Raw genomic sequence first — 16,422 nt, 5'->3', positions numbered from 1 at the left:
GTCAGGCGAGCGCTTCGGCGAGCAGGGCGTCGTAACGTCCCTGAGCGCGCAGGATGAAGTCGCACAACTCGCGTACGGCGCCTTCGCCGCCACGCGTGCCGGCAATCCAGTGGCAGCGTGCCTTGACTTCGGCGTGGGCATTGGCCGGGCAGGCCGCGAAGCCGACGCGCATGAGCACGGGCAGATCGGGCCAGTCGTCGCCGATATGTCCGCAGACATCGGCCGTCACCGACACCTTGGCGCACAGGTCTTCGAACGCGGCGCGCTTGTCCTGCACGCCTTGATAGACATGGGCGACGCGAAGATCCGCCGCGCGCTTGGCCACGATATCGGACTGGCGACCCGTGATGATGGCCGTGACGATTCCTGCCTCGGCGAGCAGCTTCAGGCCGTGGCCGTCGAGCGAATCGAAGGTCTTGATGACCTCGCCGGCCGGGCCATAGCGCAGGCCGCCGTCGGTGAGGACGCCGTCGACGTCGAACGCCATGACCCGCAGTCGCGCGGCGCGTGCCGCAGCGGCGGCGGCGTCGAACGAGACGGTCTGGGTGGTTTGTGCGGTCTGGGCGGAACGAGCAGACTGGGCGATGCTGGGTTGACTCATGGGCAGGGAGCTCACACGACCTTGGCCGCGAACAGGTCGTGGACATTGAGCGCCCCGACGAGGCGGTCGTTCTCGGTCACGAGCAATTGCGTGATGCCGAAACGCTCCATCAGTTCGGCGGCTTCGGCCGCCAGGTGATCGGGGCCGATGCTGCGCGGCCCGGCTTTCATGACGTCGGCCAGTGTGAGCGTGCTGAAATCGAGCGTACGCTTGAACAGGCGTCGCAGGTCGCCGTCCGTAAAGATGCCCACGACGCGATCGTCGGCGTCGACAATGGCCGTCATGCCGAGTCCCTTGGCGGTCATCTCGAGCAGGGCTTCGGACAGGCTGGCGTCGGCGCGCACGCGCGGAATGCGATCGCCGGTGCGCATGACATCGCGCACGAACGTGAGCAGGCGCCGGCCGAGCGCGCCGCCGGGATGCGAGCGGGCGAAGTCCTCGGCACCGAAGCCGCGTGCGTCGAGCAAGGCAACCGCAAGGGCATCGCCCAACGCGAGGGCCGCCGTGGTGCTGGCCGTCGGCGCCAGGCCCAGCGGACAGGCTTCCTTGTCGACGTGCGCATCGAGGTGCGCGTCGGACAAGCGGCCCAGGCTCGACTTGGCGTTGCCGGTCATGGCGATGAGCTTCGCGCCGATGCGCTTTATCATCGGCAGAATGCTGACGAGTTCCCCCGTCTCGCCGGAGTTGGACAGGGCGACGACGACGTCATCGGCCGTGATCATGCCCAGGTCGCCATGGCTGGCTTCGGCGGGGTGAACGAAAAATGCGGGGGTGCCGGTGCTGGCGAAGGTGGCGGCCAGTTTGCGGCCGATGTGGCCCGACTTGCCCATTCCGGTGACGACCACGCGGCCGCGGCAGGCGAGCAGCAGCGAGACCGCTTCGAAGAAGCTGTCGTCGAGGTGTTCGCAGACGCGTTCGATGGCGTCGGCTTCCGTGCGCAACACCTCTCGGGCGACCTCAAGTGCCCGTCCTGGATTGATTTTCGCTATCATGCGCGGAGTATATCAAAATGGACGCGGCGCCGAGGATAGCCGCGCCAGGCTTGGCCCTGCGACGTTCCGGACGGCGCTCGAAGCGGCCCGTTTCCTCCTCGGACCCCGCCGCTCGGACGCGATCTGGCACGGCATTTGCGTGACACGCGCTGAACTCATTCGGATTCACTCAGGAAGCCCACCTTAGTCGATGGCATCACCGCTCGAACTCACTCTCGGTCTTCTGTTTGCCGCCTGCGTCGGGGTGGTGCTGTTTCGCATGCTCCATCTGCCGCCGATGCTTGGCTATCTGAGCGTAGGCATCGTGATCGGCCCGCACGCGTTGGGGCTGGCCGCCGACACGCAGCGCGTGCAGTACCTCGCCGAGTTCGGCGTTGTCTTCCTGATGTTCTCCATCGGCATCGAATTTTCTCTGCCGAAGCTCAAGAGCATGCGCCGCGTGGTGTTGGGGCTGGGCGTCTCCCAGGTAGTGGGGACGTTGCTCGTGGCGGTGGGACTGGGGGCGCTCGTCAACCTTTTCTGGTCGTTCTCGTGGCAGGCGTCGGTGGCCCTGGGCGGTGCGCTCGCCATGTCCTCGACCGCCATTGTCACCAAGATGCTGGCGGAGCGTCTCGAACTCGAGACGGAGCACGGGCGCAATATCATGGGCGTGCTGCTGTTCCAGGATCTGGCGGTCGTGCCGTTGCTGATCGTGATTTCCGCGCTTGGCGGAAACTCGAAGGCGCTGGTGCTGGCGTTGTCGCTGGCGGCGCTCAAGATTACGGGCGCGCTCGCGCTGTTGCTGTGGATTGGCCAAAAGCTGGTCGGGCGCTGGTTTCACATCGTTGCGGCGCGGCGCTCGCAAGAGCTGTTCATGCTCAACCTGCTGCTGCTCACGCTCGGTCTTGCCTACATCACCGAACACCTTGGCCTGTCGATGGCGCTGGGCGCGTTCATCGCCGGCATGCTGATTGCCGAGACGCCATTCCGCCACCAGGTGGAAGACGACATCAAGCCATTCCGCGACGTGCTGCTGGGCCTGTTCTTCATCACGACCGGGATGTTGCTCGATCCCGCCATCGTGTTGCAGCAGCCGTGGCTCGTGTTGTTGTTCTTCGTGGGTCCGCTCATCGTCAAATTCACGCTCATTGCGGGCTTGGCGCGTGTGTTCGGCAGCCCGCCCGGCACGGCGATTCGCACGGGATTGGGCCTGGCGCAGGCGGGCGAATTCGGCTTCGTGCTGCTCAATCTGGTGATCGACCGGCACCTGCTCGATCCGTCGCTGTCGCAGGCTGTGCTCGCGGGCATGTTGCTCTCGATGCTGTGCGCACCGTTTCTCATCATCAATGCCGACCGTATTGCGCTGCGCTTCGTCGCCAACGAATGGATGATGCAGTCGTTGCAGATGACCAGGATCGCCACGCAGAGCATCAAGACGTCGGGCCACGTCATCATTTGCGGCTACGGCCGGTGTGGCCAGAATCTCGCGCGCATGCTCGAACAGGAAGGCATCGGCTATGTGGCGCTCGATCTCGACCCCGACCGTGTGATGGAAGCGGCCAGTTCCGGTGAGTCGGTGGTGTTCGGCGACGCCGCCCGTCGCGAGGCGCTGGTCGCGGCGGGAATTCACCGTGCTGCGGGCGTCGTGGTGACGTATGACAGCACCCCGGCCGCACTGAAGGTGCTGGCGCAGGTGCAGGCGTTGGAGCCGACGTTGCCGGTGGTCGTGCGTACGTTCGACGAGACGGACATCGACGATCTGCTCGCCGCAGGCGCGACCGAGGTCGTGCCCGAGATCGTGGAGGGCAGTCTGATGCTGGCGTCGCACGCGCTGGTGCTGATGGGCGTGCCGATGCGCCGGGTGCTGCGCCGGGTCGCGCAGGCGCGTAACGAGCGCTACAGCTTGCTGCGCGGGTATTTCCACGGTCTCGACGACGAGGACGAGGGGGGCGAGCGCGAGCAGGTGCGTCTGCAATCGGTTCCGCTGCCCCTCGAGGCAGACGCAGTCGGACGCACGCTCGGCGAGCTGCGGCTCGACAAGCTGGGGGTGACGGTCACGGCCATCCGTCGACACGGCATTCGCGGCGTCGAACCGGTGTCGGAGACGCGTTTGATGGCCGAGGACATCGTGGTGCTGCGCGGCTTGCCCGACAAGCTGGTGGCGGCCCAACGGCGTCTGCTCGGGCACGATTAGACGCCGGCCAGGTCGCGAAAAAGCCACGCACAAGCCACACGCAGGGCACACGGAGGGCACACGCAGGCCGCCAACAAGCCACAAAGCGGTCGTGCGTCCGGGGGCGTCGGGGCTTGCGGCAGTGAGGATTGACGGAGCGTCTGCGGGGCGCCTGGCCATTTTTGGCATAATGTGGCGTGTTTTCCCTCAGTATCCGACGAAGGATCCCCGTGCAGATCGATGAGTCCCCTGCCGCGTATATCAAGAGCCAGATTCGCACCGTTGCGGACTGGCCCGCGCCGGGCGTGCAGTTCCGCGACATTACCCCGTTGCTCAAGAATCCGCGCACCTTGCGGGTGCTCATCGATGTGTTCGTGCACCGTTACATGGCGCAGCGTCCCGACTACATTGCGGGCCTCGACGCGCGTGGTTTCATTCTCGGTTCGATCCTGGCGTACGAGTTGAATATCGGATTCATCCCCATTCGCAAGAAGGGCAAGTTGCCGTATCAGACCGTCGCGGAAGAATACGAACTGGAATACGGCAGTGCGACGGTCGAGATTCATGCCGATGCGTGCGGCCCGGGCGATCGCGTGCTGCTTATCGACGATCTGATCGCCACCGGCGGCACGATGCTTGCCGGCAAGAAGTTGCTGGAGCGTCTGGGCGCGACCGTGATCGAAGGCGCTGCCATTATCGACTTGCCGGAGCTGGGCGGCTCGCGTCTGATTCGCGACGCCGGCCTGCCGTTGTTCCTGCTGTGTTCGTTCGAAGGGCACTGACCCGAATTGCCCCAGGGCTTTCATTCTTTACCCTTTCCCTCCTTCGACCCGGACGCGCCGATGCCCAACCTCTGGCTGTTCCTGCTGACCTCGGTGGCGATCACGCTCGCGCCGGGCCCGGATAACATGCAGGTCATTGCGCGCGGCATTGCGCAGGGCCGTCGCGCGGGGCTGGCCGCTGCTGCCGGTTTCACGTTCGGTTGCCTCTTCCACACGACGGTCGCGGCGGTGGGCCTTGCCGCCGTGTTGCGTTCGTCCGCGTGGGCCTTCGAGGCGATCAAGCTGGCCGGGGCCGCCTATCTCATCTGGATCGGCGTCAAGGCCTTGCGCGCGCGCGGTGCGATGGCGCGGGCCGGCGAGGCGACGCCACAACCGCTCGCTGCGATCTTCCGGCAAAGCGTATTGGCGAACATGCTCAACCCCAAGGTCACCCTGTTCTTCCTCGTATTCCTGCCGCAGTTCGTGAGCGCCGACGCCGGGCATCCGGGCTGGCAGATGCTGCTGCTCGGTCTGGTGTTCATGGGGCAGACGATCGTTGTGTTCAGCGCTTACGGCTGGTTCGCCGGCGTGTTGGGCGCGTGGCTCAAACGCCGGCCGGGGGTGGGGCGCTGGCTCGATCGCGTGGCCGGTGCGATCTTCATCGGCCTGGGGTTGCGTGTCGCGTTGCAGGGCTAGTGCGCACGAGTGCATGTGCATGACCGGCAGCGGATGCTGCCGATGCCGCACAGATTTCGTAGTTCAACCGACATTGCCAGATCATGCTTGCCGAACAACGTCAACAATACGTGCTTGAACAACTCGCCAGAACCGGTGCACTCGCGATCAGCGATCTGGTGCGCGAACTGGGTGTTTCGCGGGAGACCGTACGTCGCGATCTGAATACGCTTGCAGCGCGCGGGCTGCTGCTCATGACGCACGGCGGCGCGCTGGCGGCCGACCGCAGCGAGCCCGACTGGACGCTGCGCGAGAACGTCAACGCCGTGGGCAAGCGCGCCATTGGCGCGCGCGCGGCGGAACTCGTGCCCGATGGCGCGTCGGTGATCATCGACTACGGCACGACCACGCGGGCAGTGGCGCAGGCGCTGCTGTCCAAACACCGCCTGCGCATCTACACGAACGACTGGCAGATCGCGCGTCTGCTCGGGCGTCATCACGACAACCGGGTGACGCTGCTCGGTGGCGAATTGCAGGACAACGAAGACGCCGTGCAGGGCTGGGACGCCATCAACCAGATCTCGCAATACCATGCCGACTTCGCGTTCATCGGCGTGGGGGGCGTGACCGAGGACGGCGGCATTACCGACTTCAACCGCGCAGCGGCCGAGCTTCGTGCGCGCATGCTGCTGTGCGCGAACGTGTCGGCGGTGGTGGCGGACCACACCAAGTTCGGCCGTGTGACGCCTGTACGTATCCGCCATTTCGAGGCCGCGCGTTACCTCATCAGCGACGCCGCGCCGCACAAGAGCATGCTGACGCAGTTGCGCGCTCGCGGCCCGGAACTCCTCATCGCGTGATCGTATCGGCAGGCCGGTGCGCGTCCGCGCCCACACAGCACACCAGAACTTCGGCAGGCGTCTTGCCAGTGCTCAGGTAGACGTGCCCAACGGCGCTGTCGAAGTACAGACTGTCGCCCGGCTTCAATTTGAACGTCGCGCCGGTTTCGAACCGCAGCTCCAGCGAGCCCTTGAGCAAGAACACGAACTCTTCGCCACTGTGGCGAATGTAGTCGGGGAAGTCGGACAGCGCGTGTGCCCGCACCAGCCCCCGCATCGGCACCATGCGCTTGCCCGTCAGTTCGCTGGCGAGCATGTGATATTCGTAATTCGGTGTGTCGTAGACCATTTGCTGGTCCGACGCCGTGAAGGTCGGCACGATGCGACTCGCCGCCGCACGCGGCGTACGTTCGAATAGTGCATCGATGCCGAGTTCCAACGCGTGGGCGAGTGCGGCAAACTTGTCGTACGTCAGCGCGATGTCGCCGCGCTCGGCCTTCGAGATCGTCGACACGGCGATGCCGGACCGCGCCGACAACATCATCAACGTCAATGCTTGCGCCTTGCGCGCTTCGCGCAGCCGCGCGCCAATCACTTTGCGATCGATCTGCGCCGACATATCGGCGGGGGCAGGGGCCTTCCGTACAGCGGATTTGACCATCGTCGGTCTCTCGAATCGGGATGCGGGTTTTGTCGTATACGAGAAATATTTTTTTCTCGTATATGATAACTCGCAATCTGGACCCACTCCGAAGGAGCCGTCGCCGTGTACACGCTTGCCATGGAAAAAGCCGGTCTATCGAGGACCCAAGTCATTGTCGCGACGACGCTGGGCACGGCATTGGAGTTCTACGATTTCACGATCTACAGCTTCTTTGCGATTCAGATCGGGCAGTTGTTCTTCCCGTCGGCATCGCCCGTGAACCAGTTTTTGTTGTCGATCGGCGTATTCGGCGTGGGTTTCGTCGTCAGGCCGCTGGGTGGCATTGTGATCGGCGCCTATGCAGATCGCGTGGGACGCAAGAAGGCGATGGTGCTGACCATCATGTTGATGGCGCTCAGTTGCGCGCTCATTGCCAGCGCGCCCACGTATGCGGTCGCGGGCATGGCCGCGCCGTTCATCGTGCTCGCCGCGCGATTGATCCAGGGCTTCGCAGCGGGCGGCGAATTCGGCCCAGGCACCACGTTACTCGTCGAATATGCGTCCGATTCGACACGCGCCTTCTTTGCTAGCTGGAACTTCTCGGCTACAGCGCTCGGGCTCGCGATGGGCGCGGGTGTCGCGACGCTCGTCAACGTGATGCTTTCAAAGGAGGCTGTGCTGGCGTGGGGCTGGCGCATTCCGTTCGTGCTCGGCATCGTGGCGGCGCCTGTCGGCATGCTGATACGCCGTCGACTTGAAGAAACGCTCAGCGGCGCGTCGTCCCGCGGCACGGCTCGGTGCGGTGCGTTGAAGGCGGCGCTCACCACGCACTTGAAGCTGACGATTCTCGGCACGTTTGCGGAGCTTGGCGGCTCGGTGTCCGTGTACATCACGGCCTTCTTTCTGCCGAGCCACGCCGTGCGCACACTGCATCTTTCCGCGACGGCCTCGGTTGTCTCGGGCGTGGTCAGTTCACTGGTGCTGTTCGCGGCGGCGCCCCTTGCCGGAATTCTTGCCGACCGCTACAGCCGCAAGCGTGTCCTCGTGGTGTCGCGGGTGATCCTGTTGCTGAGCATCTATCCGGCATTCGCGTGGCTCTCGGCCCAGCCTTCGATGTGGCTGCTGTGCGCGGTGTCCGCGTTTCTTGCAGTGTTCGTCGCCGGACAGATCGTGCCTGTGCTCGTGATGATCCCGGAGCTGTTCCCGAAGCACGTGCGGGCGACAGGTATCGCACTGACGTACGTCGTGAGCGCGTCGTTCTTTGGCGGGTTCTCGCCGTTCATTGCGAGCTGGCTGGTGGCGCGCACCGGCAACGTTCTCGCGCCGGCGTGGTATGTCGCGGCGGCATGCGCGGTCTCGCTCGTGCCGGTGATCTGGCTGCGCGATCGCACCGGCGAAGCGCTCGACTGAAACTTCACTACATCGAGGATTCCCATGTCAGATAACGATGACCTCGTGAGCCGCAGTGCCGTCGAGCTGCGACGCATGATCGGCGCGAAGGAGATCTCGCCCGTCGAATTGCTCGACGCTTGCATCGAGCGGATCGAAGCGATCAATCCGGCCGTCAACGCGATCACGGCAACGTGCTACGACGCTGCGCGTGCCGCCGCCAAAGCCGCCGAACGCAAGGTGATGGCGGGTTCGCCGCTCGGACTGCTGCACGGCTTGCCGATGGGCGTGAAGGACCTCGAGGACACGGCGAATCTGCTCACCACCTACGGCTCGCCGATGTCGCGAGGGCACGTGCCGTCGCGCGACGTGGTGCTCGTTGAACGGTTGCGCGCGGCAGGTGCCATTCTCGTGGGAAAGACCAACGTGCCGGAGCTTGGCGCGGGCGCGAACACGCGCAATCCCGTGTGGGGCGCGACGGGGAATCCGTTCGATCCGGACTTGAACGCAGGCGGGTCGTCGGGCGGGTCGGCTGCGGCGCTCGCTTGCGATATGCTGCCCGTGTGCACCGGCTCCGATACCGGCGGTTCGTTGCGCATACCGGCATCGAAATGTGGCGTTGTGGGCTTCAGACCATCGCCGGGGCTCGTGCCGAACTCACGGCGGCTGCTCGGATGGACACCCATTTCAGTCGTTGGTCCGATGGGGCGCAACGTCGACGAAGCCGCATTGCAGCTCGCCGCGACGGCTGGCCTGTCGATCGGCGACCCGCTCGGCTACGATGTCGATGCGTCTGGCTTCACGGCACTGCCTACGCTCGATCTCGCCACGCTGCGCGTTGGCTATACGGAAGACTTCGGTTCGTGCGATGTCGACGACGGCATTCGCGCGGTGTTTCGTTCGCGCATGGCGGCGCTTGGCCGGCGCGTGCAAACATGCGAGCCTGTCGATTTCGCGCTGGGTGATGTGCACCGCGCGTTCGACGTCATCCGTGCCGAGAGTTTCGTCGCGGGACTGCGCGACGCGTATGCGCGCGATCCTGGGGCGCTTGGGCCGAATACCCGGGCGAACTACGAAATGGGCGCGGCAATGACGCTGGCCGACAGCGCGTGGGCGCAAGCGGAGCAGACACGCATTTTCAGGCGCTTTCAGGCAGCGTTTGAGCGCTACGACGTGATCGTTTCGCCGACCACGCCCGTCTCGCCGTTTTCGTGGCGTGAGCTCTATGCCACGCATATCAACGGCCGTGCACAGGAGAATTACTATCGATGGCTCGCGCTGACGTACGTGGTGACGCTCACAACGCATCCCGCAATCTCGCTGCCATGCGGCGTCGATCTCGCCGGTATGCCGTTCGGCTTGCAGATCGTCGGTCCGTTTCGCGGCGATCTGAAGACGCTGTGCGTGGCGCGCGCGATGGAGGGTGCCTTCGCGTCGGAACCCGACCTGCGCCGCCCACGCCCAGATCTGTCGAAGCTTGCGCAGCCGAATCCGGCCCTCAAGTCGATCGTCACCGCGCCGCCGATCCTGAGTTCGGCCGGCGAGCATCGATCCGGGATGTCATCCGTTTGAATCCGGCGAGTCCGTCATGAAATTCGATGCGATTGTCCTCGGCGCAGGCATGGTAGGCGTCTGCGTGGCCGTGCATCTGCAACGGCGCGGGCTACGCGTCGCGCTCGTCGATCGCAAGGCGCCGGGCAACGAGACGTCGTTCGGCAACGCGGGACTGATTCAGCGCGAGGGTGTTTATCCTTACGCACTGCCACGCGATCTCGCCACGCTCATGCGCTATGCGCGCAACCGCTCGCTCGACGTGCGCTATCACGCGCGCGCCATGCCGAAGGTGCTTCCGTTTCTGTATCGGTATTGGTACCACTCCCGTCCAGACCGTCACGCGGCCATTGCCCGTTCGTATTCGACATTGATCGAGCATTGTGTCGACGAACATCGCGCGTTGATCGAAGCCTCGGGGGCTCAGGCACTGCTGCGCACGGGCGGCTGGCTCAAGGCGTTTCGCAGCGCGCGCAAGCAGGAGGCGGAGTTGCGCACGGCCGAGCGATGGCGCGCCGAATACGGCGTCGCGTTCGAGCCGCTCGATGCGGCGCAACTCCGGCGTGACGAGCCATCGTTGGGGCATGCCTTGATTGGCGCATTGCGCTACACCGAGGCGGACTCCGTGAGCGACCCCAATGCGCTGGTCGCCGCGTACGCTCGTTACTTCGAGGCCCTTGGCGGACGAATTTTCATCGGCGACGCGCAGACCCTCGCACCGCAGTGGAGTGTCGATACCGACGCGGGGCGCATCGATGCCCATTCCGCCGTGATCGCGCTGGGGCCGTGGTCGGATGTGCTCACGGCGCGCCTGGGCTATCGGTTTTTGCTGGCCGTCAAGCGCGGTTATCACATGCACTACGCGGCGCGCGACGGCGCTCACCTGAATCAGCCCGTGCTCGACGCCGAGATCGGCTACATGATGACGCCGATGGCACGTGGCATCCGCCTGACGACGGGGGCGGAACTGGCCTACCGAGACGCGCCCGCCACGCCCGTGCAACTCGACGCGATCGAACCCATCGCGCGTGCGCTGTTTCCGCTGGGCGAGCGTCTCGACGCGCAGCCCTGGCTCGGCAGTCGTCCTTGCACGCCCGATATGATGCCGGTCATCGGACCCGCGAGTCGGCACAAGGACCTGTGGTTCGCCTTTGGACACGCCCATCATGGGCTGACGCTCGGCCCCGTCACTGGCCGCTTGCTCGCGGAGATGATGGTCGGGGCGGACCCGATCGCGGACCCGCGCCCGTTCCGCGCCGATCGCTTCAAGTGTTGATCGACGCAACGCCGTTGACGTTGGGTATCCCCGGCGCGAAACCCCGTCCTCGCATGCTGCCCACCTGCGCAAGACGCGCCATCGCTCGCCGTCGGTCGCCATAGGTCGGCGCCGGTCGCCATAGGTCGCCATAGGTCGCCGCAGCACGCCACACGTCGCCACGCCTTGCGCGCGCCGTGACAGGTGCGTCTTGCCGAGCGCTGTGCCGGATGCCGATGGAACGGCCTTGCGCCGTGCCTGGCACGCCGACGTGGCGTTTCCGGCATCTCCGGAATATGTAGACAAAATCTCCGCGCAAGCTCAAACGCGAGCTAGCCACCGCTCGCCCGGCGTGACTGTGACGAGCATGTGGCGACGTTCGCCCCATCGCTGAAAACGTGGCCAAAGCATTGACCGGATGAGGTTTTCGACGTCCGCCAAAAAGCTGGTCGATTGTCACTGTGTTGTCATCGGCGCTTTTTAGACTGCGTTCACTTTTGGCACAAATTGCCACAAAACAGCTAGTCGAGCGATGCGGGCGACGCGCTTCTTCTCTGCAAAGGAGGGGGCGGGTGGCTGGAAGACATCGGTCCCGGCCGGCGATTCGATGGACAGGTGAACCGTGGACGAAGCGATTCGAATCGAGCGACTGACCAAGACTTTCGGGGGCGGCCGCCGTGCGCTCGACGAAGTGGCGCTCAAAGTCATGCCGGGCGAGATGGTCGCCCTGATCGGCGCATCGGGCTCCGGCAAGTCGACGCTGATGCGTCACATTGCGGGCTTCGTTGCGGCCGACCAACAACCGGGCAGCATCGAGATTCTCGGCCGCCCGATCCAGCGCGACGGCCGGATTGTGCGCGAAGTGCGTCAGATTCGCCGCGACATCGGCTTTGTCTTCCAGCAGTTCAATCTGGTGGGCCGCTTGCCGGTGATCACCAACGTGCTGACGGGCGTGCTGGCGCGCGTGCCGCTGTGGCGCAGTCTCTTGTTCCGCTTCACACCGGCTGAGCGCCGGGCGGCGCTGGCGGCGCTCGCTGAAGTGGGCATTGCCGACCAGGCGTTCCAGCGCGCGAGCACGCTCTCGGGCGGCCAGCAGCAGCGCGCTGCACTGGCTCGCACGCTGGTGCAAGGCGCGAAGATCATTCTCGCGGACGAACCGATTGCGTCGCTCGATCCGGAGTCGGCACGCAAGGTGATGGACATGCTTGCGCGCATGAACCGCGATCACAAACTGACCGTCGTCGTCTCGCTTCACCAGGTGGACGTGGCCATGCGCTACTGCGTGCGCACGGTTGCGCTGCATCAGGGGCGCGTGGTGTACGACGGCCCGTCGTCGGCGCTCACGCCCGACCTGCTGCGGCGCCTCTACGGCGTGCAGGCGAGCGAACTACTCGACGAAACATCCGATGCTTCGGCGGGCGTGGCGGACCCTGCGCCGGCCGAGGCAGAAGCCCCCTTCCTTACCTCGATGTCCCTAAGCTTTACCTGACCAGGAGCTTGTTCTCATGAAACTGTGGAAAACCTTGATGGCTGGCGCGGCCATGATCGCCTCGGTGGCGGCAGCGCACGCGCAGGAAATCAATTTCGGCATCATTTCGACCGACTCGAGCGCAGCATTGCGTCAGCGTTGGCAGCCGCTGATCGACGACATGGAGAAGCAAACGGGCATGAAGGTGACCCCGTTCTTCGCCACCGACTACGCTGGCGTGATCGAAGGCATGCGTTTCAACAAGGTGCAGCTCGCGTGGCTGGGTAACAAGGCCGCGATGGAAGCGGTGGACCGCTCGCAAGGCGAGGTCTTCGCGAAGATCATGTACGCCGACGGCACCGAAGGCTACTACTCGCTGCTGATCGCCAACAAGGCGAGCCCGTACAAGACGCTCGACGATGTGATCAAGAACGGCAAGAAGATCAACTTCGGCCTGGGCGATCCGACGTCCACGTCGGGCACGCTGGTGCCGGGATACTACGTGTTCGCCAAGCACAACATCGATCCGCGCACGTACTTCAAGACCGCGCGCAGCTCGAACCACGGTGCGAACCTGATGGCCGTGCTCAACAACCAGGTCGACGTGGCCACCAACAACACCGAAGAGATTGCCAAGCTCGAGGCGACGCAACCGGAGAAGGCCAAGCAGGTGCAGGTGATCTGGAAATCGCCGCTGATCCCGTCGGACCCGATGGTGTGGCGCAAGGATCTGCCGGAAGCGACGAAGACGAAGATCCGCGACTTCTTCCTGGCCTATGGCAAGAACGCGCACGAGAAGGAAGTGCTGAAGAACATCTACAACTACGGCGGCTTCCGCGCATCGAGCAATGCGCAACTGTTGCCGATTCGCCAGCTCGAGCTGTTCAAGCAGAAGCAGCAAATCGCCTCGGATGCCAACCTCGATGCGGCCAAGAAGCAGTCGCAATTGACCGACATCGACGCGAAGCTCGCCGCACTCGACCAGCAAATGAGCAAGACGAAGTAAGCGCCTGCGCCTTCGGCGCTGATCCGAAGCGAGGACGCAGGGCAACACGGGTGTGTTGTCCTGCACTCGATTCCGGCAGGCTGCGCGACCGGGTCGCGTCGATGCCTTTGCCTTGCAGTTCGATTAATCGCCGGCCGATGCTGCGCCGGTATGACTTGTGGTACTCGACATGAACCCCAGCGTATCTCTCACCGCAAATGGCCGCCTGCCGGGCGAGCCGCCCAAGCGTTCGTGGCTGTCCTTGATCGGTTGGGGGGGCTTCTTTCTGATTCTCGTGTGGTCGTGGGGCGGTGCCGATATGCGTCCGCTCGATCTGATTCGCGATTCCGGCAACATGCGTCAGTTCGCGCACGATTTCTTTCCGCCCGATTTTCGCGACTGGCGTGTGTATGTGCACGAGATGCTCGTGACCATTCACATCGCCGTATGGGGGACTGTCCTCGCGGTGGTGTGCTCGATTCCGATGGGGTTGCTTTCGGCATCGAACATGGTGCCGGCATGGGTGTATCAGCCGGTGCGCCGCGTGATGGACGCCTGCCGCGCAATCAACGAGATGGTCTTCGCGATGCTGTTCATCGTGGCCGTGGGTCTCGGTCCGTTTGCGGGGGTGCTTGCGCTGTGGGTGCACACGACGGGCACGCTCTCGAAGTTGTTCGCCGAGGCGGTCGAAGCGATCGATCCGCGCCCGGTCGAGGGCGTACGTGCCACGGGGGCGCGTGCCATCGACGAAATCCTGTACGGCGTGTTGCCCCAGGTCATGCCGCTGTGGATCTCGTACACGCTGTACCGCTTCGAGTCGAACGTGCGGTCGGCGTCGGTGGTCGGCATGGTGGGCGCGGGCGGCATCGGTGTCGTGCTCTACGAAGTGATTCGCAGCTTCGAGTACGCGCAGACGTGTGCCGTGATGCTGATCATGATCGTTGTCGTGACGTGCATCGATGTGTTCTCCGCCCGCGTGCGCAAGGCCGTGATTTGACGCCACGCGCGACCGCCCCGGTCGCAAGCGATGAACAGCAAAGCACGCAGCAAGCCGCGAGTAGCAAGCAGCAAGCAGCAAGCAGCAAGCAGCAAGCAGCAAGCATGACGCCGGTCTGTCGAGACCGGCGTCATTTTTTTGTGGCTGGAGCGGCACGGCAGGCCGCATGCGCGGCCCGTCGACAATCGATGGCGAGGGTATCAGGCGACCCGTTGTCCTTCAAGATAAGTTGCGCGCGGCACCGGCGGCATGCCGGGGCGCACGGCAACGCGCACCATGTCGGCGCGCAAGCCCGGAACGATGCCGCCACGGTCGGTGAGGCCCACCGATCGCGCCGGGTTCAACGACACGGTGCGCAGCGCCTTCGACAGCGGCCAGCCAAGCTCGCTGTGCAATTGGAACGCCGCTTGCAACAGGCTCGATGGCACGTAGTCCGACGACAGAATATCGAGCATGTCGTCGCGCGCGAGATCGGCCGCCGCCACGTTGCCCGAGTGCGACCCGCCGCGCACGACGTTCGGTGCGCCCATGATGACGCCAATCGACCGCTCGCGCGCCGCGCGGGCGGCGGCGAGCGTTGTCGGGAATTCCGAGAGCGCCACGCCGTCGCGCACCGCTTCGTCCACGTGTTCGAGCGATGTGTCGTCGTGGCTCGCCAGGGGCAGTCCGCGCGCGTGGCTCATCGCCACGATCGTGCGTCGATGCGGCCGCGCGAACGCGGCTTGTTGCGCCTTCAGTTCGACCAGCATCGCTTGCCAGGTCTCATCCGACACCTTGCCGTTGCGCTCGTGGTATTGGCGATATTGCACCGGGTCTTGCCACTGGCGCTGCCCGGGCGTGTGATCCATGACCGACACGAGACGCAGCAGCGGGTGATCGCTCATCTCGGCAAACGCGTCGGCCGCGTCGCTTGTGGCGACCTCGCAGCGCAGATGCAGGAAGTGGTCCGCACGGAACAGACCGGCTGCGACGGTGTCGAGCAGCGCCTGACCGCACTCGTTCTGCAACTGCCTGCTGCGCAGGCCGGGCGCGTCGCGCTCGCCGATGACCAGCGAGTCGAAGACCGTGGTGATGCCGGCGGCGGCGACTTGCGCGTCGTGAATCGCGAACGCGGCATGTGTGTTCCACTGCACGCCCGGACGCGGGGCGAGGTGCTTCTCGAGATTGTCGGTGTGCAACTCGACCAGACCGGGCACCAGATGATCGCCCGCCCAGTCGATGGCTTCGGGCACTTGCGTCGTGCCTTCGTCGGCGCGGTGAATGCGCCCTTCGCGCACTTCGACGACCCCGGTGAAAGTGGTCTCGGGGGTGACGATGCGGGCGTTCTTGATGAGCATGGACAAACTCCGGGGAATCAATGGGCTGGGCGCAGCACGGGGCGCATGGCGAGCGCGCGGGTGGCGACTTCGTCGCGGGTCGCCTCGTCGTGGAAGATGCCGACGATCGCACTGCCGGCGGCACGCGCCTCGGCAATCAGTTGCGCGACCACGGCGCGGTTCTGGGCGTCGAGCGATGCGGTCGGCTCGTCGAGCAGCAGCACGGGGGCCGCAGCGATCAACCCGCGCGCGATATTGATGCGCTGCTGTTCGCCACCCGAGAACGTCGCCGGCGCCAACGTCCACAGCCGCTCGGGAATGTTCAGACGGGCGAGCAGATCGCGGGCGCGTTCCGCGGCGTCGTGCGCGTCGCACCCCAACCGGCGCAGCGGCTCGGCCACGAGGTCGAGCGTGGGCACGCGCGGAATCACACGCAGGAACTGGCTGACGTAACCGAGCGTGGTGCGGCGCACCGAGAGCACCTCGCGGGCGCTGGCAGTGCCCAGGTCGACCCAGCGCTGGGCGTGGCCGTCGTCATGACGGATCTCGATGCGGCCTTCACTCACGAGGTAGTTGCCGTAAAGACAGCGCAACAGCGTGCTCTTGCCCGCGCCCGAGGGGCCCACGAGCGCCACGCATTCGCCGCGCCGCACCGTCAGATCCACACCGTCGAGCGCCGGAATCGCCGCGCCCCCCTGGGCGTGCAGCCGGAAGGTTTTGTGCAAGGCCTGCGCGCGCAGCATGACGTCGCGCTCTCGCGTGGCGAGCGACACGGCGTCCTGCCGGAGCGCCGCTGTG

15 protein-coding genes are annotated in these 16,422 nt (G+C 65.1%); 10 read left to right on the top strand and 5 right to left on the bottom strand.

From position 1 onward, the window contains the following. Nucleotide 1: 1 nt before the first annotated feature. Nucleotides 2-487, bottom strand: coding sequence for a KdsC family phosphatase (locus ACE3UG_RS01640; protein ID WP_374619283.1), 486 nt, complete (start codon nt 485-487; stop codon nt 2-4). 125 nt (nt 488-612) lie between these two features. Beyond that, on the bottom strand, nt 613-1,593 hold the full coding sequence (locus ACE3UG_RS01635; RefSeq protein ID WP_374618737.1) for a KpsF/GutQ family sugar-phosphate isomerase: 981 nt from the start codon (nt 1,591-1,593) through the stop codon (nt 613-615). 190 nt (nt 1,594-1,783) lie between these two features. On the opposite strand from ACE3UG_RS01635, the gene ACE3UG_RS01630 reads away from it, so the two are divergent. The 4 genes from ACE3UG_RS01630 to ACE3UG_RS01615 all read left to right on the top strand — a co-directional run bounded on the left by ACE3UG_RS01630 (nt 1,784) and on the right by ACE3UG_RS01615 (nt 6,041). Further along, nucleotides 1,784-3,766, top strand: a complete 1,983-nt coding sequence (locus ACE3UG_RS01630; RefSeq protein ID WP_374618734.1) for a cation:proton antiporter — start codon at nt 1,784-1,786, stop codon at nt 3,764-3,766. A gap of 209 nt (nt 3,767-3,975) precedes the next feature. Continuing rightward, complete coding sequence (locus tag ACE3UG_RS01625; RefSeq protein WP_374618732.1) at nt 3,976-4,527, top strand: adenine phosphoribosyltransferase; 552 nt, start codon at nt 3,976-3,978, stop codon at nt 4,525-4,527. A gap of 60 nt (nt 4,528-4,587) precedes the next feature. Further along, on the top strand, nt 4,588-5,202 hold the full coding sequence (locus tag ACE3UG_RS01620; RefSeq protein ID WP_374618729.1) for a LysE family translocator: 615 nt from the start codon (nt 4,588-4,590) through the stop codon (nt 5,200-5,202). An 83-nt stretch (nt 5,203-5,285) separates the two neighbouring features. Then, complete coding sequence (locus ACE3UG_RS01615; protein ID WP_374618726.1) at nt 5,286-6,041, top strand: DeoR/GlpR family DNA-binding transcription regulator; 756 nt, start codon at nt 5,286-5,288, stop codon at nt 6,039-6,041. On the opposite strand, the gene ACE3UG_RS01610 is transcribed toward ACE3UG_RS01615, so the two are convergent. Continuing rightward, nucleotides 6,031-6,681 (bottom strand): helix-turn-helix domain-containing protein, encoded by a 651-nt coding sequence (locus ACE3UG_RS01610; protein ID WP_374618723.1) that lies wholly within the window; start codon nt 6,679-6,681, stop codon nt 6,031-6,033. The two genes, ACE3UG_RS01615 and ACE3UG_RS01610, sit on opposite strands and share 11 nt — an antisense overlap. 105 nt (nt 6,682-6,786) lie before the next feature. On the opposite strand from ACE3UG_RS01610, the gene ACE3UG_RS01605 reads away from it, so the two are divergent. The 6 genes from ACE3UG_RS01605 to phnE all read left to right on the top strand — a co-directional run bounded on the left by ACE3UG_RS01605 (nt 6,787) and on the right by phnE (nt 14,308). Beyond that, on the top strand, nt 6,787-8,073 hold the full coding sequence (locus ACE3UG_RS01605; RefSeq protein ID WP_374618721.1) for an MFS transporter: 1,287 nt from the start codon (nt 6,787-6,789) through the stop codon (nt 8,071-8,073). Nucleotides 8,074-8,097: 24 nt separating this feature from the next. Then, nucleotides 8,098-9,624 carry an amidase gene (locus tag ACE3UG_RS01600; protein WP_374618719.1) on the top strand — a complete coding sequence of 509 codons (1,527 nt, stop codon included), beginning with the start codon at nt 8,098-8,100 and terminating at the stop codon, nt 9,622-9,624. A gap of 16 nt (nt 9,625-9,640) precedes the next feature. Further along, a complete protein-coding gene (locus tag ACE3UG_RS01595; RefSeq protein WP_374618717.1) occupies nt 9,641-10,879 on the top strand; it encodes an NAD(P)/FAD-dependent oxidoreductase in 1,239 nt (412 codons plus the stop codon). 601 nt (nt 10,880-11,480) lie between these two features. Further along, nucleotides 11,481-12,347 (top strand): phosphonate ABC transporter ATP-binding protein, encoded by an 867-nt coding sequence (phnC, locus tag ACE3UG_RS01590; RefSeq protein ID WP_374618715.1) that lies wholly within the window; start codon nt 11,481-11,483, stop codon nt 12,345-12,347. 16 nt (nt 12,348-12,363) lie between these two features. Then, the gene (gene phnD / locus ACE3UG_RS01585) at nt 12,364-13,332 is read left to right on the top strand and encodes a phosphonate ABC transporter substrate-binding protein (RefSeq protein WP_374618713.1); all 969 of its coding nucleotides are present in this window, start codon (nt 12,364-12,366) and stop codon (nt 13,330-13,332) included. Between the two features lie 169 nt (nt 13,333-13,501). After that, the gene (phnE, locus tag ACE3UG_RS01580) at nt 13,502-14,308 is read left to right on the top strand and encodes a phosphonate ABC transporter, permease protein PhnE (RefSeq protein WP_374618710.1); all 807 of its coding nucleotides are present in this window, start codon (nt 13,502-13,504) and stop codon (nt 14,306-14,308) included. 200 nt (nt 14,309-14,508) lie between these two features. Here the strand turns inward: phnE and ACE3UG_RS01575 are convergent, their stop codons facing one another. Both ACE3UG_RS01575 and phnL read right to left on the bottom strand, forming a co-directional pair. Continuing rightward, nucleotides 14,509-15,645 carry an alpha-D-ribose 1-methylphosphonate 5-triphosphate diphosphatase gene (locus ACE3UG_RS01575; RefSeq protein WP_374618707.1) on the bottom strand — a complete coding sequence of 379 codons (1,137 nt, stop codon included), beginning with the start codon at nt 15,643-15,645 and terminating at the stop codon, nt 14,509-14,511. A 17-nt stretch (nt 15,646-15,662) separates the two neighbouring features. Beyond that, a complete protein-coding gene (phnL, locus tag ACE3UG_RS01570) occupies nt 15,663-16,367 on the bottom strand; it encodes a phosphonate C-P lyase system protein PhnL (RefSeq protein WP_374619281.1) in 705 nt (234 codons plus the stop codon). Nucleotides 16,368-16,422 lie beyond the last annotated feature (55 nt).

This window comes from Pandoraea sp. (assembly GCF_041919235.1).
GTDB lineage: Bacteria > Pseudomonadota > Gammaproteobacteria > Burkholderiales > Burkholderiaceae > Pandoraea.
The sequence above is the reverse complement of the archived record's forward strand: the minus strand, read 5'-3'. Positions and strand labels throughout refer to the sequence as shown.